3 protein-coding genes are annotated in these 22,529 nt (G+C 58.7%); 2 read left to right on the plus strand and 1 reads right to left on the minus strand.

Annotation, left to right across the window (positions count from 1 at the left end):
* The first annotated feature begins 124 nt into the window (after positions 1 to 124).
* Together SH410x_RS23215 and SH410x_RS23220 are read left to right on the plus strand one after the other, a co-directional pair.
* The gene (locus SH410x_RS23215) at positions 125 to 10,780 is read left to right on the plus strand and encodes a dockerin type I domain-containing protein (RefSeq protein ID WP_473671175.1); all 10,656 of its coding nucleotides are present in this window, start codon (positions 125 to 127) and stop codon (positions 10,778 to 10,780) included.
* A gap of 723 nt (positions 10,781 to 11,503) precedes the next feature.
* Positions 11,504 to 21,199, plus strand: coding sequence for a dockerin type I domain-containing protein (locus tag SH410x_RS23220; protein ID WP_473671177.1), 9,696 nt, complete (start codon positions 11,504 to 11,506; stop codon positions 21,197 to 21,199).
* A 77-nt stretch (positions 21,200 to 21,276) separates the two neighbouring features.
* Here the strand turns inward: SH410x_RS23220 and SH410x_RS23225 are convergent, their stop codons facing one another.
* A complete protein-coding gene (locus SH410x_RS23225; protein WP_473671179.1) occupies positions 21,277 to 22,476 on the minus strand; it encodes an Lpg1974 family pore-forming outer membrane protein in 1,200 nt (399 codons plus the stop codon).
* Between the last annotated feature and the right edge of the window lie 53 nt (positions 22,477 to 22,529).

Consider the following 22,529-nt stretch of genomic DNA (forward strand, 5'->3'; position numbering starts at 1 on the left):
CTCTCCCTCGGCGGAGTCAGCCCCGCTCCCTCCTATGGGCCCAGGTGCGTTCGCCCTCTGTCATTTTGAGTTAAAGTGTGAGCCCGTCAATGTGAATGCGCCCCGCCACTGAAAACAAAACATGATGAGCAAGTTGTTTGGGTCCCAACGTCTGATGTTGCGAACAAAATCCCTCCGCCGACGTCGTCGTGCTCTGCAACGCTCGACCTTGGCGTCACTCTTCCTAGAACGCCTCGAAGATCGCCGCATGCTGGCGACCCTCGACTTCAGCGGCGGAGCGATCAGCTACGAAAATAGTACCACTGCAGGCACTCTGGCTGTTGCGCTCGTCGGCGCCGACTACCAATTTACCGATACGGAGAACATCACCGTCAGCGGCACGGACGCTGCAAGCTGCTCGGGAACCGGCACGATGGTTGTCTCCTGTACGGCGAGCGCGGTGACTTCCATGGACATTGACGTCGCCCACTCGGCAACGGTTGCTGACCTGACGCTCACCGGAAACCTGACCGTGACGGCGGATACCGTGACGCTCGACGGCTCAGTGACAAGTGGCGACACGGTCACGATGACTGCAAACGGCGGCGGTATCGTGGACAACAATATCAGTGATCCGGACATTGTGGGCACCAACATTATCCTGACTGCCGCCACGGGCATCGGCGCGTCGACGGATGCGAACCCCACCCTGGAAATGGATGGTACGAACCTCGACGCCACGACCAGCGCTGGCGACATTTACATTACCGACACGGCGGGCGGGGTGGCCCTGGGCGCGGTATCGGCGGGAGCAGGGTCGATTAGCCTGGCGGCGCAGAACGGAGCGATCACCGATGGCAACGGCGCCGACGTCAACCTCACCGCAGCCAACGGTGTGAATCTGACGACAACCGGGGCCAACAACGCGATCGGTACGGCGGGCGATGCGATCGAGACCGCGACCGGATCGCTCACGGCGACAACCAACGATGGCAACATTTACATCACCGACACGGCGGGCGGGGTGGCCCTGGGCGCGGTGTCGGCCGGAGCGGGGTTCATTGGGCTGACGGCGCAGAACGGAGCGATCACCGATGGCAACGGCGCCGACGTCAACCTCACCGCAGCCAACGGTGTGAATCTGACGACAACCGGGGCCAACAGCGCGATTGGTACGGCGGGCGATCCAATCGAGACCGCGACCGGATCGCTCACGGCGACAACCAACGATGGCAACATTTACATCACCGACACGGCGGGCGGGGTGGCCCTGGGCGCGGTGTCGGCCGGAGCGGGGTTCATTGGCCTGACGGCGCAGAACGGAGCGATCACCGATGGCAACGGCGCCGACGTTAACCTCACCGCAGCCAATGGTGTGAATCTAACAACGACGGGATCCAACAGCGCGATTGGTACGGCGGGCGATGCGATCGAGACCGCGATCGGATCGCTCATGGCCACAACCAACGATGGCGGCATCTTCATCGCCGACTCGAACGGACCAGGGATGATCATCAACGCCGTCCTGGCGAAGGAGGGAGGTAAAACTCCGTTCGTCGACGGCAGCAACCAAATCGTGTTGGATAACAGTGGTACCCAAGGCACCGATGACGTCTCCATCTCTGTGCAGGGGGACATCTTGTTCAATACCGTTACCGCTCCCGATAGTGTCACGATCACCTCGGTTGCGGGCAGGATCCTCGACATCAATCAAGCATCCAACAATGTCCTGGCACAGAGCGTCGATCTCGTCGCCCACGGCATGGTCGGACACGAAGGCGATGCCGTTGAATCGACGGTCGAGACGTTTCGTGCGAGCACAACCGACGGTCCGATCTTTCTGACACCATTGCTTGTCAGCACGGCAGCGTCCGTCGTCGCTGGCGGGGCGGGCAACGAAGTGTTGGTGACGAGTACGAGCCCAAGCCTGCGTATCCAAACCATTGCGGCGCAAGGCAATGTCACGGTGCAAAACGGAGGTGGGTCGCTGCTCGATGGTAACGGGACCGACGTAAACATCACCGGATCAACCGTCAGTCTGAGCGGTACGTCGGGCATCGGAACGGAAGTCGATCCGCTGGAGACAAACACCGCGAACTTAAACGCGACCGTCAGTGACGCCGCCGCGGGCATCACTCCGGCCGCAGCTATTTTCATCGACAACAACGATGGTGGCGCGGTCGCGTTAACCTCGGTCGCGGTGAACACGAATGCCGGCGATGTGGCGATTAACTTCCTTGGTGGATCTCTCTCGTTTGTCGGGAGCACGCAAGCACTCAACGCAGCCGGCGCGGCCGTGACATTCGAGACCAAGACGGGCGACGTTAAAGTTGGCCTCGTCGATGCGGGCACCGGTGATATCAACATCACCGCCCCCGGGGCGATCGCTGACAATTCCAACGATGCGGACCTGGACGTCCGTGGGGGCTCAGTGCAACTCGCTGCCGGGTCAGGCATCGGTGCAGACTCCCATGCCCTCGATACGGACGTCGCTGCGTTGGACGCGAAGACGGATTCAGGAGGTGTCTTTATCGATGAGGCGAGTGCGATCACAGTCGATGCCTCGGCGACGGCCGGCGACATCGATGTGCGCAACACGACGGGCAACATGACAGTGGGACTTGTTTCCTCTCCGAATCAGGTCACTCTCACCACGAATGGTGATCTTCTGGATGGGAACGGAGTTGATAACAATGTATCTGCAGATACGCTCAATCTTTCCGCGACCAACGGCATCGGTTCAGGCGGCGACGCCCTGGAGAGCTTGGTCAACACACTGACGGCTGACGGTGGAGCGGGCGGTGGAATGTTGCTTGCTAACAGCAAGTCGCTCGTGCTGACCTCGGCGGCGGCAACGGGTGGGGCCGTTTCCATCTCTGTCTCGGGAGACCTCACGCTCGGTTCGGTGACCGCGACCGGCCAAGACGTTACCTTGACCGCCACCGGCGAAGTCATCGATGGGAACGGTGGCACCACCAATGTTGTCGCCCTCAACGCCACACTGAAGGGGTCTTTGATTGGCACGTCCAGTGACAAAATCGAGACCGCTGTGTCCGTGCTCACAGCGGCCACCACGACCGGCGGAGTTTTCCTAAGCGACGCCAGCTCGGCAAGCCTGACCCTCACCGCCACGGCCGTGGGTCAGGCGGCCGATATTGATATCGACAGCGTGGGCAGCATCATTCTCAACACCGCCATCGCCCAGGGCGATACCGTGACGCTCAACGCAGCGGGGACGATCACCGACGGTAACGATTCTCCGTCGTCCGTTGAAGTCAATATTATCGCGAAAACGCTCGACATCACCGCTCCGGGCGGTATTGGCACGCCCACGGACCCCCTGGAAGCGGACGTGAATCAGGTGGCGGTGGCCGACGGTGGCGCGGCGGGCGCAAATATTAATTTCACCGGTCCGCTCTTGCTCACCGAAGCGGCGTTGGAGGCCGCGGGCAGTGGCACGCTGACGTTCAATGCCGACGCCATCGCGATTGAAGATATCAGCGACAACACTGCAACCATCGCTCCAGGCCGTTCGCTTGTGCTGCAGACGACAACGGGCTCTATCGTATTCCTCGATGCCGCGGACACAATTGAGACGTCCGAGGCAGGCGTGATCACCATCCAAGCAGGAACGGTTGTAGGCAGCGGGGCAGTCGCTGTGCTGGGCAACCTCAAGACCGCGGGCGGCGACATCTCGGTGAGCGCCGACCGTACCATCACCATTGGCCAGTTTGATGCGGGGGCGGGTGACGTGACGGTCCAATCTCGCGCGGGGATCATCGTGGACGGCAATGGGGCGGCGGTCAATGTGATTGCCGGGACAACGACACTCAGCGGTACCGCACCGACCGACCGCCAAGCCGAACTCGATGAAACCTTCGCGATCGCGGAGGCAGCGGCCTTCGGAGCCCAGGCGGCTGCGGAGCAGAGCAGGGTCGACTCGCTCGAGAGCCAGCTCACAATCATCAATTCCGATGTGCAAACCCTACAAGATACGGTCCAGAATGACTCCACTGCCGCCAATTCCGCTTCCGACGCATATGACCGTGCAACCAATACGTTGAACGGTCTGAACGTGACCTTGGCAACCGCGAACACCGTCGTCAGCGCTGCCAGTGTCGTCGCGAGTACTGCTTTGCTCGTCATGGGGCCCGCCCAAGCAATTCCGGTGACGGGTGATTTAGGTGCCGCCACGGTTTGGGCTGGACTGCAAGTGGCGTTTCAGGTTGCCGGTGTCGCTCTGAACGTGGCCTCCGTGGCGGCAACGTCCTATGCGTTTACAGTGACCAACTTGGGCAATGAAAAGTCAGCCGCGAACGCGCAACTTATCGCCGACACGTCTTCGCTGAATCTGGCGCAGTCGTTGAAGAATTCATTGATGGAAGCGAACTCCATTTCTTTAGCAGCGGCCACCAACTCGGCGATCGTTCGCGATGCCTCCGAGCGTGTTCGTGACCAGGCCATCCTGGCCCGCGATCAGGCCGATGTGATCGGATCCTATACCGAGCCACTGGGCCTCGACGTTGATGGAGTGATCAATGTGACCGCTGGCGCAACGGATAGCTACTTGCAAGTGGTCGGCGCCACAGCCATCGACCAAATTCAGACGACCGGCAGCGTCACCCTGATTTCGACCGGGGCCATCAGCGACGCGGACGCGGGAGCTGGGGCGGATGTCCTAGCGACGGGGCTGAACATGGTTGCCGAGGGTGGCATTGGAGCAACCACGGATCCCATCGAGACACGCGTCGCCACGCTCAATGCAACCAACACGACGGGCGGAAATATTGTGATCGCCAACATCGCCGGCGCCCCGGCGGCCCTCGACATCACGGGGATCGCGAACTCCGGTGGCGGCGATGTTGTGATTTCGAATCAGGGCAGCACGGCGGCCGGTGAGGGCATCACGGTCAGTGGCCCGATCCGTGCGCGCGATGCTGCGGCCGCGGTGACGATCAGTTCCGGCAGCCCTCTGACAATCGACTCGGACATTACAGCGGCGGGCGCCATCCTGCTGACTGCGGCGGATACGGCGAACGCCGGCGATGACCTAACGGTTAATTCCGGGGCCACCATCGAGTCCAAAAGCTCATCCGTCACGCTCAACGCAGGCGATAATATCACGGTTGCGTCCGGCGCGACGATCCAGGCGAGTACCGGGATTACGATCACTGCCGATTTCGACGACGATGCAGCCGACACCACCGGCACTACGGTGATCGTTGCCGGCACACTCATCGCGCCGATGGCCGCGATCGGCGTCGACGCGGCGGCCGACGACGATGACACGTTTACGATCACGCCCCAGATCGCGACGCCGATCACGGTGGATGCCGAGGATGGCAGCGACACGCTGAACTTCAACGCCGATGGTCTTGCTGTCACCATCGTCGGCAACCAGATCACGGCTGCGGGCATGCAACCGGTGACGTTCAACAACTTCGAGTTCGTCAACATCCTCAACGCGAGTGGCGGTGGCAGCATCGCGCTGTTGGCGGAGGCTGGTGACGCCGACACGCTAACCCTGACGGGCACCGGTCCGAAAGCGGGCACGTTCACGCTCAACGGCGGCGTGCCCATCTCGTTTAGCGGTGTCGACAGTTTCAGTTTCAACGCGAACGATCTGGCTGACGTGGTCACCGTGACGCCGTTCGCCACATCGGTGCTGCCGTGGAATATCGCTGTTGCAATCGATGGCGGCGTGGGGGCCGACCGCATCCTCTACAACAATGTAGCTGGGCTGATTGACAGCACCCACGTGACGGCGACTGCCCCGCAGGCGGGCCACATCGACTCACCCGGTGTGACGTCCTCGCTCAACAGCCAACTGGTCTTATTTACCAATACCGAGGATATCACAGCGAGCGCAAACGCTGGCGAGGACGAGCAGCTGATCGTGAGCCAGCGTGACACGTCGGCTGCCGACACGACCACCCTGCTCGACGATACCGTCGAACTGGTCGGACTCTTTAGCATCGAGACTGAGAACTTCGTCGGCCTAACGCTCCACGGCAACGGTGGTAACGACACATTTAATATCACACCTGGCACCCTCCCGGTATTTGTCGACGGCGGCAACCCGATCGGCAGTACGGCTGGCGACTCGATCAACTTCTTACCAACAACCACGTACACACTCGAACCAGGCCCCGAGAATGACTCGGGTGGAATCGTGCCTGGTGACGCACAACGCGTCAGCTGGGACCATATCGAGCAGGTTTCCGTCACCGGCGGTACAGGAGGCCGGTTCCTGGGGACCAACGGTGACGACGCCATCACCATTATCGCTCGCGATAGCTCCACTCACGTGGGAGCCGATGGCGTTCAGGACTTCACCGTCAGCCTCAACGCCGGGCCGAGCATCCTGTTCCTGAACACACCGGCACTCACGGTGGACGCGTTGGCCGGTGACGACGATATCGTCCTACAGACCCTCGACCCAACCACGGCGGTCTGGGACGTGGACTTGACCGTCAACGGTGGAGCTTCTTCTAACAAGACCGGCAACGGACAACAGGGAGACGTCGTCTCGCTGGAAACCCAGGGGATACAAACGGTGTCCTACTCACCATCGGGCATCGACATCGCTGAAATGTTGTCGACCATCAACATCAGCGCCGTGGAACAGATTGTCTACGACGGTCAGGGCAGCGATACGCTGATCATCGACGGCACGGATCGGGATGACACCTTTGTCGTGAGTCTGAACAACGGCGGCAGCGGTAGCCATCGTTCCAACGGCGCGCCGACATTCGACTACAGTGGCGCGAGCGATGTGAGAGTCAACGGCGGAACGGACGGTTTCGATGTCCTGAGCGTCCTCGGCGGCGCAAGCGTCGATACCGTGACCTCGACCGCCACGGTGGTCACGATCGCTGGCCAAGGCACCGCCACTCTCGGCAGCAACCTGAGCCGCTTCGAGCTGCATACCCTAGGCAGCGATGACCATATCAACCTCGACCTCAATACGCCTGGCATGCAAACGTTTGTCGATGCCGGTGACGGCAACGACATCATTAATCTGGCTGATTCACGGGGGGCGACGATCTTCGGCGGTCTGGGCAATGACACGATCACCGGCACAAACGAGGCGGACTTGATCTTTGGCGGTCCGGGGCAGGACGTGATCCTGGCCGGCAGCGGGGACGACGATGTCTATGGCGAGGCGGGCAATGACAGCATCACAGGCGGCGCAGGTACCGATCGGCTGCACGGGGGCGAGGACTTCGACATCTTCAACTGGAATGCTGGCGACGGCAGCGACCTCATCGACGGCGGTAGCGACGCCGGCGATACCCTGAACGTCAACGGTAGCGTTGCGGCGGACGCCTTCCTGTTGCAACCGGCCGACGACTCGACGCATCAAAGTATCGTGCTCGGCGCGGACGTCGTTGATACGCAGGGCGTTGCGCAGATCAACATCAACGGTCTGGGCGGCGGTGACACTTACACAGTGGCCGACCTCACCACGACCGAAGTGGTCAAGGTCAAACTGAACCTCGGCGCCGCGGGATCGAAAGACACCGTCGTGATCAATGGTCGCAGCGTCGCCGACGACCTACTCGTGTCCCGTGCGGGTGGCGTCGTGAATGTCGCTGGGCTGGAATACGACGTCGAGATCAAGAATGCTGCCGCCGCAGATCTAGATCTCCTAACGCTGCTGGGCAACGACGGCAACGACCACCTCTCGGCGGCATCGGGCGTCGAGGACACGATCCGAATGACCTTTGACGGCGGATTGGGAGATGACGTGCTTTCCGCCGACGCCACCTTGATTGGCGGTCCCGGCGACGATTTTCTCGAAGGTGGCGCGGGCGAGAATCACTTGTTCGGCAACGAGGGCGAGGACACGCTGGTCGGCGGTACAGGCAACGACACGCTCGATGGCGGAAGCGGCTTCGATACGATCTTGATCCTGGGAACGTCCGCCAGCGACAGCATCGCCGTCGACCAGACTTCCGCGACGTCGCTTACCGTACAGCTCAATGGCGTGGATGATACCGACACGCTCGTGGCGGGCACCGTCGAGCAAGCCCAGGTGGATGCTGGGCAGGGCAATGATGACATTGCGGTGCGAGTGTCGCAGGGACTCAATGCGACCCCAGCGAGCAGCCTTCGCGTTACCGTTCACGGCGGTGAACCCGGCGCCAGTGATCGGCTGCTGGTCCTCGATGATGGGATTGGGAACACCGTGCAAAACCATCAAGGGTCCGATGAACAAAGCGGTACCGTGATCGTCGGTCCTCTGTCACCCGTGTCGTACAGTGGAATCGCATACGTCAACATCGCCCCGCTCGATACCGATCCATCGAGCAGCACGTTCGGCGGCACGGGAAGCGATGGACTCGGCCGTATCGTCGTTTTTCACCCGGATGTGTTCTCGTATAACAGCACCTTTCACAATCCCACGGAATGGTCCGACTTGGTGCAGTACACGGCCAAACCGTCCATTGCCCCTGGCACTCAGGCAGATCCCTTTGGACTCGGGTCGGAGTTCCAAGCCGACGTGGACTGGTATCGCTTTACCGCCCCCAAGACGGGCGACTTCCAATTCAAGTTGCTCTTGGATGCCGTTCCTACGCTCGCCAACGGCCAGCCCGGATTACCGGGGGATGGACAATTGCGAATTGACATGTTCAATGCCGACGGAACACCAATCCTTCGTATGCCTTCGGAAACGGATGACACAATCCAGACGATCGGCACGGAAGCGGGACACAACTACTTGATGCGTATCCAGGGCGCGACTCCGGACGCGATCAACATCTATGATATCAACCTTGCTGATGCGGACTTGCTAGGACCGCAGATTGTTGATCCCGATGGTGCCGGACCGCAGCAGGCAATTCAAATCACCGGAAATCCCACCTATAACATTTTTGATGTTGAACCATTGAGCCAAGGGCCTACGCCGTTGGTCAATAGCCTGACCATCAACATTCAGGACGGGCCGAATCGGTCCCCCGGATTCATTTACGGAGCATTGGACACCGACATCGCATCAGCGGCCGGTCACTATACCTTGACCGGAGATCACAATGGGATCATTGCGATCGCGGACATCATTGTGAGCAACGCCCCTGTCGCAGAGGGCGGGCTGGCGACCGCCACAATCGAACTCAGGTTCGATTCTCCACTGCCGGACGATCGCTACACGCTCACCCTGAGCGACTCCATCGTGGACCCGAGCGGTAACAAACTCGATGGTGAAAGCAACGCCCAAGAGCCGCAAGGCAGTCCCACGTTTCCCTCGGGGGATACCGTCCCGGGTGGCGATTTTGTGGCGAGATTTACAGTGGATTCGCGAGCCGAAATTGGGGTATACGCCGACGGTAGCGTCTTCCTCGATACCAACGGCAATCGACTGTTCGATCCCGAAGCGATTGACAGCGATTTTACGAACGAGGACATCGTCTACAAACAGGGGAACCAAAACTCTCTGACTGTTGCCGGGAATTTTGTACGCGGTGCTGATGATGTCGCCGATGGATACGACAAACTCGCAACCTATGGTTCTTTCGGGGGAGCGTTGCGTTGGTTGATTGATACCAACAACAACGGTGTTCCCGATCTCGTCGTGACGACAGCCCCCCAGACGAACGGACAACCCTTTGCCGGAAACTTTGACGACAATCCTGTCAACGGTGATGAGGTGGGACTCAAGTCTGGGATGACGTGGCATCTCGATACCGATCATGACTTCCAAGTCGACCTAGCGCTCGCGGGCGACATGTCAGGATCGCCGTTCGTGGGTGATTTTGACGGCGATGGGATCGATGATCTCGGCGCCTGGTCCAATGATCTGTTCGTGCTCGACCTCAGCAGTGACGGCCTCGACGGGATGACGGATGTTTCCTTCACGTTCGGTTTTCCTGGTGTCGATGAACAACCCTTCGCGGCTGATTTCAACGGAGACGGCCTCGCTGACATCGGCCTGTGGCAGCCTGACGGACGAGGCGTGGTGCCTGAGGAACAGGGGGAGTTCTATGTTTTAATGAGCCATCGAACACTGCTCGCTGAGACACCATTGGCGGGCAATCCGGCATCGGTAGTCACCGTGCCGGACCGGATCACACCTACGATTGATGGTTCGGGAGGCAATGAAATTCCTTTCACGCCCCAGTCCTTTGGATCGGACTTCTTCGCCGCCTTTGGTGATTCGGACGCCTTGCCCGTTGCCGGCAACTTTGCTCGCCCCTCGCTAACCGCTACGGGAAATCCAGTGGCCCCCGTCAGCTTGGTGGCTCTCGGGACAACGAACCTCGATAACCCCTTCGATGTCAACGGCGACGGCAATGTTACGGCCTTGGACGCGTTGTCGATCATCAACTACCTCAACAGCGAACCGTCGACATCGGTCGACTCCATCCTGGTCGAGTCCGGCAGCACATTCCTAGATGAGGGGCCGATGTTCAACGTCAATGGAGATGCATTCATCACGGCCTTGGACGCACTCAACGTGATCAACTACCTCAACCAACTCGACACCCAGGTAGCGAACCCCGAACCCGCCCCGCCGGTGAGTTTTCCGGTGGTCTCTGCCGCGCAGATCCCCGATCGCGAAGCTGAGAGGGCAAGGGAACTCGCAACGGTGATTGGCGAAGTCGCCGAGGGATTGGTCAAATCGTCAGAGCGTGCGTTGCAGGGAAGTTCACAACTGGGAGTCTCGACCAGCACTTCGCAGGTGCGAGTCGATGACGTCTTTTCAAACTGGGACCGAGAGGCCGATCCAGATCAATCGGCGACAGAGGATTCAGACTTGTCATTCGACGTCGAACTTTTGGCGAAAACCGGTCGCTAGCGACCGCGAATGAATCGACCGGGTCGCTACGTCCGCCAGAACGTGGATCCCACGCGCTGGCAAGCGTAGCTACGCTTGCATTCGACGCGTCCAAATGTCTCGCCGTCGCCTCGCGAACTGGGGATCCGTCGTTTCAACGGCTCGGACGTGTCCAGAGCCTCCCTCATCGCTCGATGAGCGGTCATTGTTTTTTGAATGCACGATGATCCATTGAAAATCTCCGGTTCGACGCGGTGTCAACTGGGGTCGATTGACGCTCGTTTTGGCAGAGTCCGTTCCCTCGGCAGACTCCGCTACAGGTTCAGGTTCGCGTTGTTCGCTAACGATGACGGCGCGATGAACTCATTGTGATTTCCCACTCGATATGAGTTTGTTGCCGAATTGCCTGAAAAACCAGGCCAAACCGAGACGACTCGCTTTTGCAGTTGACGCACTCTTGCTTTTGCCCATCGGATAGGTTCACATAGGTACAGTCAACAAAGATGGGGGTAGTGAACCCCTCTTTTCCACGTGTCGCGTCGAGCCCGTCCATGTTGTCCATGCACTCGGCAGGAGTTGATCACTTCCTCCCTTTGCATTCGTAAGAGGAAGTATGTAACAGTCGTTGTGATTGTGCACGGTCGGTTCAAAGGAAAAACGATGAAGAAGCTGTTTGGAACTAAGCGTTCGTTGGTGTTACGATCACGTTCGTTTCGGCGCCGTCGTGCCGTGCGGCGGTCGACCATGGCGTCGCTCTTTCTGGAACACCTCGAAGATCGCCGCCTGTTGGCGACCCTCGACTTCAGCGGCGGCGTCATCAACTATGACGGTGGCGCTGCGGGAAGTACTTTGGCGGTGGAACTTGTCGGCGCAAACTATCGCTTTACCGACACGGAAAACATCACGGTCAGTGGCGGGCAAGCGGGCAGTGTTACAGGCTCGGGCACGATGGTTGTGCTCACTCCAACCAACCTCGTGACGACCATTGACATTGATCTGCTCGGCGGCACCGACGCGGTGACGATTGCTGATCTGACGCTCACGGGAAACCTTTCTGTGACGGCAGAAAATGTGACGCTCAACGGCCCGGTCACCAGCGGCGACACGGTCACGATTAACGCCAACGGCGGCGCGATCACGGATAACAATGCCACTGATCCCGACATCGTCGCGACCAACATTAACCTCACGGCTGTTACGGGCATTGGGAAATCGACAGACGCCAATCCCACCCTAGAAATCAACGCCACAAACCTGAATGCCACAACCGTTTCGGGAGGCGTGTTCATCACCGACACAGCGGGCGGAGTGGCTCTTGGATCGGTGTCGGCCGGAGCGGGGTTCATTACTCTGACAGCGCTCAATGGTGCGATGACCGATGGCAACGGCGCGGCCGTCAACCTGACTGCGGCCAACGGTGTGAGTCTGACGACGACAGGGGCCAACAGCGCGATCGGTACGGCTGGCAACGCGATCGAGACCGCGATCGGCGCGCTCAATGTTACGACCAACGATGGCGGTATTTACATTGCCGACTCGAACGGGCCGGGGATGATCATCAACTCCGTGCTGGCGAAGGAGGGGGACAAAACTCCATTCCTAAACGGCAGCAATCAAATTGTATTGGATGACAACAATACCCCCGGCACGAAGGATGTTTCGATCTCCGCTCAGGGAGACATTTTGCTCAATACCGTTACCGCTCCCGATTTGGTGACGATCACCTCCGCGACGGGCAGAATACTTGATATCAATCAAGCTTCCAACAATATTCTTGCCCGCGGACAGAACCTCGTTGCCAACGGCACAGTCGGCCAAGACGGTGATGCGATTGAATCGACAGTCGAGACGTTTAGTTCCAGTACCATGGACGGCCCGATCTTCCTGTCACAATTGATTTCGAACACAGCGGTGTCCGTCGTTGCTGGTGGCGCGAGCAACAATGTGCTGGTGACGAGTACCGGTGCAAACCTGCGTGTTCAAACCATCTCCGCCCAAGGTGTTGTGAGGGTAACCAACGCCAATGGGGCGTTGCTCGATAGCAACGGGTCGACTGTGAATATCACTGGATCGACCGTTCACCTGACTGGTTCATCCGGCATCGGAACCGCCGTCGATCCGCTGGAGACAAACACCTCTGACTTAAACACGACGGTCAATGCGGCTGCAGTTGGCATCACTCCTGCTGCTTCCATTTACGTCGATAACAAGAACGGTGCTCTGGTCGCAATGAACTCCGTCTCGGCCAAGACGGATGCGGGCGATGTGGTGATCAATTACCTTGGTGGCTCGCTCTCGTTTGTCTCGTCCACGCAGTTGCTCAATGCAGCAGGCGCAGCGGTAACCTTCCAAACCAAAACGGGAGACGTCAAGCTTGGCCTTGTCGACGCTGGTAGTAAAGACGTCAACATCACCGCCGCTGGCGCGATCGCGGACAATGCTAACGATTCCGCCGTGGACATCCGCGGGGGCACAACCACTCTCGTGGCTGGAACCGGCATCGGAGATAATCTCAATGGAATCGAAACGGATGTGGTGACGCTGAACGCAAAGACGGACAGTGGGGGCATTTACATCCAAGAAACCAATGCCTTCACAGTGAGTGCAATCGCGAAGGTTGGCGACATTGACGTACGCAACGCGACGGGCGACATGACCGTGGGACTGCTCTCCTCGCCTAGTCAGGTAACCGTCGACACGAATGGTGCGATGCTGGATGGGAACGGCGCCGATAACAATTTATTTGCCGACACACTCAGTCTTGTTGCGGCCAGCGGAATCGGTGCTGGAGGTGACGCCCTGGAGAGTTCTGTCAATACTCTGACGGCAGACGGCGGAACGGGCGGTGGTCTGTTGATCGCCAATAGCAAAGCACTCTCGCTGACATCGGCATCGGCAACGGGCGGTGCAATTTCCATCTCGGTCTCGGGAGATCTGACGCTTGGTCCGGTGACCGCGCCTGGTCGAGATGTCACGTTGACGGCCAACGGTAAATTGATCGATGGCAACGGAGCTGCCTCCAACGTCAGCGCCCTCAGTGCCACGTTGAATGGGGCCATGATCGGGGCGTCTAGCAACAAGATCGAGACCAACGTGTCCACGATCACCGCCGCCACGACGAGCGGTGGGGTTTTCTTGAGCGATGTGAGCCTCGCAAGTCTGACCCTTACCGCCACGTCGCTGGGGCAGGCCGCCGATATTGATATCGACAGCGCGGGCAGTATCGTGCTCAACACCGCCATCGCCCAAGGCGACATCGTGAAGCTTCGCGCTGCTGGATCGATCACTGATGGCAACGACCCACCGGCTCCCATTGAAGTTAACATTGTCGCAAAGACGCTCGACATTGCTGCACCTGGCGGTATTGGAACCCCGGCCAATCCGCTGGAAGCTGACGTCGATCAAGTAGCCCTGGCTGACGGTGGTGCCGTGGGCGCGAGCATCACGTTTACCGGTCCACTCCTACTCACCGAGGCTGCGTTGGAAGCAGCGGGCAGCGGCACGCTGACGTTCGATGCCGAGTCCATCACGATTGAAAATATCAGCGACGATACCGCGACGATCGCTGCGGATCGTTCGCTTGTGCTGCGGACACCCACGGGTGCGATTGTATTTCTCGATGCAGCGGACACGATCGAAACCTCCGGTGTAGGTGCGATCACCGTCCAAGCTGGCACGGTCGTGGGCAGCGGCGCAGTCGCCGTGCTGGGCAACCTAAAAACGGCTGGCGGCAACATCTTGGTTACCGCCGACCGCACCATCACCATCGGCCAATTCAACGCTGGAGCGGGTGACGTAACCGTTCAATCCCGGGCTGGAATCATTATCGATGGCAACGGGACGGCACTCAACGTGATTGCTGGGACGGCCACTCTCAGCGGCAACGCTCCGACCGTTCGTGAGGCTGAACTTGATGAAGAGTTTGCAATCGCAAACGCAGCGGCTTTCGGTGCGCAAGCAGCCTCGGAGCAAACCACCGCTGATGCCTTTAACAGCCAGCTCTCAATCATCAATGTCGATATAGAAGCCCTTCGAAATACGGTGGCCTATGATACTATCGTCGCCACTGCCGCCGACAATGCCTACACCGAATCAACGAATACTCTCAATGGCCTGAATGTGGCCGTGGCAGCGGCGAACACCGTCGTCAGCATTGCCAGTACGGCAGCGAGCGTTTCACTACTGATTATGGGCCCCGCGCAAGCAGTTCCGTTGGTAGGTGATGCCGGTGCCGCCACGGTTTGGGCTGGACTCCAAATCGCCTTTCAGGTTGCCACGGTCGCGCTCAATGCGGCCTCCGTCGCAGCCAGTGCGTATGGGTTTGAAGTAACCGACCTGGGCAACAAAGCCGTCGTCGCCGACGCTCAACTGATCGCTGACACATCGTCACTCGCTCTGGGGGAGGACTTGCAGAATTCATTGGAGGAAGCCAACTCAATCGCACAGGCGGCAGCAGCCAATTCAGCGATCGTTCGCGATGCCTCCGAGCGTATCCGTGACCAATCCATCCTCGCCCGCGATCAAGCAAATGTGATCGGCACCGCAGCGGCGCCACTTGGCTTGGACGTCGCCGGGGTGGTCAATGTGACTGCCGGACCGACGGACAGCTACTTGCAAGTGGTCGGCGACACGGCCATTGACCTGATCGAAGCCACCGGCAGCGTCACTCTGGTCTCGACGGGGACCATCAGTGACGCCGACGCGGGTGCTGGGGCGGACATCCTGGCCGCGGGGCTGAAAGTTGTCGCTGCGGGCGGTATTGGAACCACCGCCGATCCGATCGAGACCCGCGTGGCCTCGCTTAACGCAACCAACACGAGCAGCGGAAATATCGCGATTGCCAATACGGCGGGTACCCCGGCGGCCCTCGACATCACGGGTATTTCGAACTCCGGTGGCGGCGATGTCATCATCTCCAGTCATGGCAGCACGCTGGCCGGTGAGGGTATCACAGTCAGCGGTCCGATCACCGCGAGTGATGCTGCCGCTGCCGTGACGATCAACTCAGGCAGCCCGCTGACGATTGACTCGGACATCACAGCGGCCGGCGCCATTGTGCTGACCGCGGCTGAAACTTCCGACGCTGGCGATGACCTGAGCGTGAATTCAGGTGCAACCATCGAGTCGACCGGCTCGTCCGTGACGCTTCGCGCTGGTGACAATATCACGATTGCGTCCGGATCGACGATCCAAGCCAGCACTGGGATTAACATCACGGCCAATTTCAACGACGATCCGGCCGACATCTCCGGAGCCAACGTGGTTGTCGCCGGCACGCTGATCGCGCCGATCGCCACGATCGGTGTCGATCCCGCCGCCGACGACAATGACACGTTTACAATCACGCCTTCAGTCGTGACGCCGATCACCGTCGATGCCGAAGATGGCAGCGATACGCTGAACTTCATCGCCGATGGTCTTCCTGTGACCATCGTGGGGAACCAGATCACGGCTGCGGGCCGGCAAACGGTGACGTTCACCAACTTTGAGTTCGTCAACATTATCAACGCAAGTGGTGGCGGCAACGTCACGGTTTTGGCAGAGCCTGGCGACGCCGACTCGCTGGTCCTGATCGGCACCGGTCAGAAGGCGGGCACGTTCACGCTCAACGGAGGCGTCCCGATATCCTTCAGTGGGGTGGACAGTTTTAACTTCAACGCGGGCGATCTGGACGACGTCATCACCGTGACGCCGTTCGCCACGTCGGTACTTCCGTGGAATGTCGCCGTCGGGATCGATGGTGGCGATGGCGCGGACCGGATCATCTACAATAACGTAGTCGGACTGGTCGACAGTACCCGCGTGACGGCAACGGCCCCTCAGGCGGGACACATCGATTCGCCAGGAGTGACGTCGGCGCTCAACAGCCAACTGGTCTCGTTCACGAATGTGGAGGACATTACCGCGAACGCCAACCCCGGCGAAGACGAGCAGTTGACGGTGAACCAGCGGAGCACTTCGGCTGACGATACGACGATTCTACTCAACAATGATTTCCAACTCGTCGGGCTCTTTAATGTCGATACGGAAGACTACGTTGGCCTGACGCTCAATGGTCACGCTGGCAACGACACGTTTAACATCACTCCCGGCACCATTCCAGTGTTCGTCGACGGAGGGGACCCCATTGGTGCCACTGCCGGCGACTTAATCAACTTCCTACCGGTTACTTCCTACACACTTGAACCGGGACCCGAGAATGACTCCGGTGGATTCGTTCCCGATGGCCCAGGCATCCAACGTGTCAGTTGGGACCACATCGAAGAGGTTTCCGTCACCGGTGGCGTTCCAGGCGTCTTTCTGGGTACCAATGGCGACGACGACATCACGATCATCGCCCGCGATAGTTCCACCCATGCGGGCGCCGATGGTGTGCAGGACTTCACCGTCAGCCTCAATGCCGGGCCGAGCGTCCTGTTTCTCGATACACCGGTATTCTCCATCAAAGCTCTGGCCGGCGACGATGACATCGTGCTGCGGACGCTGGACCCAACGGTCGCCGTCTGGGACGTCGATTTGACTATCGACGGCGGCACGCCTGCCGCAACCACGGGCGTGGGCCAGCAGGGTGACGTGTTCGAACTGGAAACTCAAGGCGTTCAAACGGTCACCTACAGTCCGAGCGAGATGAGTATCGCTGAACTTTCCTCCGTGATCGACTTCAGTGAAATGGAACAGGTCGTCTTCCGTGGCCAGGGTGATGACACGCTCACCATGAACGGTACAGATCGAGACGATTACTTTGTAATCAATCCCACCAATGGCGGCAGTGGCAGCCATCGCTCGAACTTGTCACCAACCTTTAACTTCACCGGTGCCAACATCATCACCGCGACGGGCGGTAACAGCGGCACCGACAAAGTCGTCGTGGAAGCCACGGACAACAACGATGTACTGACGGCGTCGGCAGCGACGCGACTGGTCACGCTCAAGAGTTCCTCTGGGCTGACATTCTCGCCAGTCGTGCTCGGAGCGGGAATCGATATAGTGACCATCGAAGCCAAAGCAGGCGACGATCTGATCCTGGTGTCACCCGATCCGGTTGGAGGTGCCCGTTTGCAGTTCAACGTCAATGGCGACCTCCCCAATGCCAGCGACCGATTGGTCGTTGAAGATCAAGGAATTGGAAACACGATCCAACACCATCAAGGCCCCGATCAAAGAAGCGGTTCAGTCGTCGTGGGCGACTTGCCACCGGTATCCTACGAAGGGATCGAATACCTCGACATCGCTCCGCTGGACACCAATCCATCCAGTAGTACATTCGGAGGCACAGGCAGCGACGGTCTCGGCCGCATCGTCGTGTTCCACTCAGATATTTTCTCATACAACAGCAGTTTTCATAATCCCACCGATTTGTCCGATTTGGCCCAGTCCACGAGCCAACCGAACATTAACCCTGGCGCACAGACGGATCCCTTTGGAACCGGATTGAATCTTCACGGTGATGAAGACTGGTATCGCTTTATCGCCCCGAAAACCGGCACGTTCCAGTTCAATGTTCTGTTTGACGCGGTACCCACACTCGCTAATGGGCAACCCGGTCTCCCCGGGGATGGACGCTTGCGAGTGGACCTATTCACGGCTGACGGAACACCCATTACTCGTTTGGCGGCGGAGACGGACGCGGCAATCCAGACCATCGGCACGAAAGCTGGCCGAAGCTACCTGGTGCGAGTTCAGGGGGCGACTCCCGATTCGATCAACCCCTATGATGTCAACGTTCAAGACATGGATTTGTTGGGGCCACAGGTCTTCGATCCAGATGGCACCGGACCACAGCAGGCAATCCAAATCACGGGAAGCCCAGCCTACAACATTTTTGACGTGAAACCGGTCAGCCAAGGCCCCACGCCGTTGGTCAATAGCCTAACGATTAACCTACAGGATCTACCGACTCGATTCCCCGGATTCGTTTACAGTGCGTTGGATACCGACATTTCTTCGGCGGCAGGTCTGTACCATCTGATCGGAGATCACAATGGGATCGTGCCGATCTCGGATGTCATTATTGTCAACGCCCCCGTTGTGCCAGGAAATCTGGCGACCGCGACGATCGAGTTACGGTTCGATTCCCCATTGCCCGATGACCGCTACACGCTCACGCTCAGCGACTCCATCGTTGACCCGAGCGGGAACAAACTCGATGGCGAGAGCAATGCCCAGGAACCGCAAGGTGGCCCATCACTACCCTCAGGTGACGGTGTCTCGGGCGGCGATTTTGTCGCACGCTTCACCGTCGACTCGCGTGCCGAACTTGGGTTGTATTCCAATGGCAGTGTCTACATTGACACCAACGGTAATAACCTGTTTGATCCCGAGGCGATCGACAGCGATGATACCAACGAGGATATTGTCTACAAATTGGGGAACCAAACCTCTCTCACGATTGCCGGCAACTTTGTAGGCGGTGCCGCTGATGTCGCCGATGGATACGACAAACTCGCGACGTACGGATCCTTTGGGGGAGCCTTCCGTTGGTTGATCGACACCAACAACAATGGAGTTCCCGATCTCGTCGTGACGACGGCTCCGCAGACCAGTGGGTTGCCTTTCGCGGGAAACTTTGACGGCAATTCTGTCAACGGTGATGAGGTGGGACTCAAGTCTGGGACGACGTGGCGTCTCGACACCAACCACGACTTCCAAGTCGACCTGACGCTCGCAGGCAACATGACCGGCTTGCCGTTTGTCGGTGATTTTGACGGTGATGGTATCGACGACCTAGGCGCTTGGTCCAACGATCTGGTTGTACTCGATCTCAGCAGCGACGGCATCGACGGGAAGACCGATGTTTCTTTCAAGTTCGGTTTCCCCGGTGTGCGCGAGATCCCCTTCGCGGCAGATTTCAATGGAGATGGCATTGATGACATCGGCTTGTGGCAGCCTGATGGTTCCGGCGTGTCGCCTGCTGGACAGGCCGAATACTATGTTTTGATGAGTCAGAGGATTGCCCCAACGCTGCTCAATGCGGCACGATTTGCAGGCGATGGACAGGTACAAACGACGCAGCCGTACCAAGTCAAGACGGCCGATGCGTTCATCCCCATCGATCCCACCCAGGCCTATGTGCTCTCGGGCGAAGCACGCTCGGGTGATGGCGACGGCGGGTTGTACGATCCGGCCAACAAACAGTCTTTCGGGTTTGCTAGTTATGATATCGACCAGCTTAGAATCGAACCTTGGCAAGTGCTCAAATACGCAGGTGCGACGGATACGGTCTTGACCGCTGACCTGAAGCCTGGTGACACACAAGTGTTCGTGCAGAATGCGTCGGGGTGGTCCAATGGGGGACCTGGCTACACTCGTAGCCTAGCTTGGTACGGGTACACTAATAGTCAGGGTCATACCTATGATGATTTTACTTATACTCGCAACGTTGCGATCGACAATACGAGCGGAGCTTGGAATGCTGGCGGTGTTGCTGGAAATGTGATCACGCTCAATGCCCCCTGGACCGGCCCGTCAATTTCGGCGGGAACTGCCGTTCGCAACGCTACATCGGGCAGCAATTTCAACTACGCCGGCTTTTCAAACCAATCGGTACCGGATGTCTGGACCCGATATGAAGCGACGTTGAGTGGTACCGGATTAGGCAACACGCAGTTCCGTCCAGGAACTGCTTTCATCAAGCCCATTATGCTGACAAACTACCAAGGCAATACGGATAACGAGATCGCTTGGAAAGAAGTTCAGGTGCGTACCACGGCATCGGTAATTCCGCTGGTGCAGCGGATCACGCCCACCACGGATGGCACAGGAGGCAATGAAATTGCTTTCACACCGCAGCCGTTCGGGCCAGACTTGTTCGCAACCTTTGGCAATTCCGCCGCTTCGCCCGTCGTCGGCAACTTCGATCCTCCTGTCGTCGCCTCGGCTGGAAATCCAGTGGTCCCCGTTCGTCTCGAGAGCCTGGGAACAACGAATTTGGATAATCGTTATGACGTCAACGGCGACGGGCTGGTAACGGCTCTCGACGCCCTGTCGATCATCAACTATCTCAATACCGAGCACGCGTCCACTGGAGAATCGATTCTGATCGAAGCGGGCAGTACGGTGTACGACGACGGACCGATGCTAAACGTCAATGGGGATGACTTTATCACGGCTTTGGACGCACTCAACGTCATTAACCACCTGAACTCACTCGACACGGTCGAGCCAAGTTCCGAGCCCGTCGCGTCAGCCGCCGTGCCGATGGCGTCTCCTGTTAGCTATCAAGAACCACAGCGGGAAGATGAGGGCGAACTAGCATCCATCATCAGCGATGTCGCCGAAGGGTTGATCAATTCCTCTCACGTCACCCCCGCCGACGGACCACTCGATCGCCTCGATCGTGCATTTTCGACTTGGGATGAAGATCTCGATGAGAAGAAAACGGCCGACGAACGTTTGACTTCGTCGGTGGAGAGTGAAATGCTCGCGTTGCTCGATCGCTAAGCTCTGAGCGGCGAGCCACGCGGTCACCTCGTTCTCAATCCGGACATTGAGAGCGAGGCGAGTCGGTGTGTCCGGGCTTAAAACCGCAATTCAGCGCGTGCATTGAATCCGTCGAACGTGATCGCTTGACTCATGTCCGCGAAGTGATTATTGTTGTCGCGGACGCCGTCGATCCAATCCGCTGTCGTGATACTGTTGAACCAACCACTAACGGAGTATCCGGCCGAGAGACGGCAGTGTTGGCTAGCCTGCCATCCCGCTCCGACTTCCATATCGAGAATGGTAACCAATCGTGCGGCGTTGAAGTCGGTTGATGATACGTAGGCGCCATCTCGCGTGTTGAGATAGCTGGCGTCAAACTCACCGGCGAGGAAACTAGCGTTTGCTTTGCCGTAAGCGTACAGTCCATGTCTGACGTGGTGCTCCGCATCAAGCCCCAAGCGAAGGCCACCTCCGTCGAAATCTATTCCAGATGACACAGCATCGACATTCCCGACTGTCTGATACATCGCGTCAATCTCTTGTTCCATGTGGGCGTAGCGTGCCCCAATAAGCATGTTGATGGCGCTGTAATCATTCCCATGCAGCAAGAAGCGGTAATCGAGATCGAAAACATGGAAGTCTAACGCCGTACGTCCTGACGCCGTTAGCGCATTCGACGCCGCGTTGAGCGCGTCAGGGTGAATCAACATTTTACTCAGGGCCGCACCGGCGATCTGGTCATCGTTTTCACTCGTAAAACCTGTGTAGGTCGCAACGATGCTGTGGCAGCGGTCGAACGCTTTGATCAAACCCACTCGATATCCAAAATCAAATTCGCTGTCGAGCACACCGGTGCTGCCCGCTGGAACCGTCCCATTGACCGGCGCGGCATAGGCGGTATCGCTGTTGCGAGCACGCAACAACATGCCTTCGCCAAAAAGGCCTGAGCGATGCTCCCAAGGTGGCACGCAGCACAGGGCAACTGGAGCAGGGCAACTCGCCGCGGTGACATGAGATCCCGCACTGCTCGTTGGCACTTGATGACCTGCCAAACTCAATGGGGCGCCGAAGTCGGGGTTTGGAAAAAACGAGAACGGAGGTGGTTCAACAGTCTCCCGCGGACTGATGGCGCCCGCTTCGATCGCAGCCTTCAACTTTTTGATGGGTGTGGAATCGATCGCCGATGCATCCAGGTAGGAAATCGGCGATTCAGTCGATGCATCGTCGGCGAGCACGGGACCGCAGAACACCAAGAGCGTGCCAGCAGCAAGCCAGCGACGAAGGCACAGCAACATTGTTTCATCCTAAGTGAGGTAGAGTGTTCATTCCATCATGGACCCTCACTTCC

The sequence above is a fragment of the Rhodopirellula sp. SH410 genome (assembly GCF_055811895.1).

Bases quoted from the DNA above. Each gene is read 5' to 3' on its own strand.
- SH410x_RS23215 (WP_473671175.1), top strand. From the start codon at position 125: ATGAGCAAGTTGTTTGGGTCCCAACGTCTGATGTTGCGAACAAAATCC.
- SH410x_RS23220 (WP_473671177.1), top strand. From the start codon at position 11,504: ATGGCGTCGCTCTTTCTGGAACACCTCGAAGATCGCCGCCTGTTGGCG.
- SH410x_RS23225 (WP_473671179.1), bottom strand. From the start codon at position 22,476: ATGTTGCTGTGCCTTCGTCGCTGGCTTGCTGCTGGCACGCTCTTGGTG.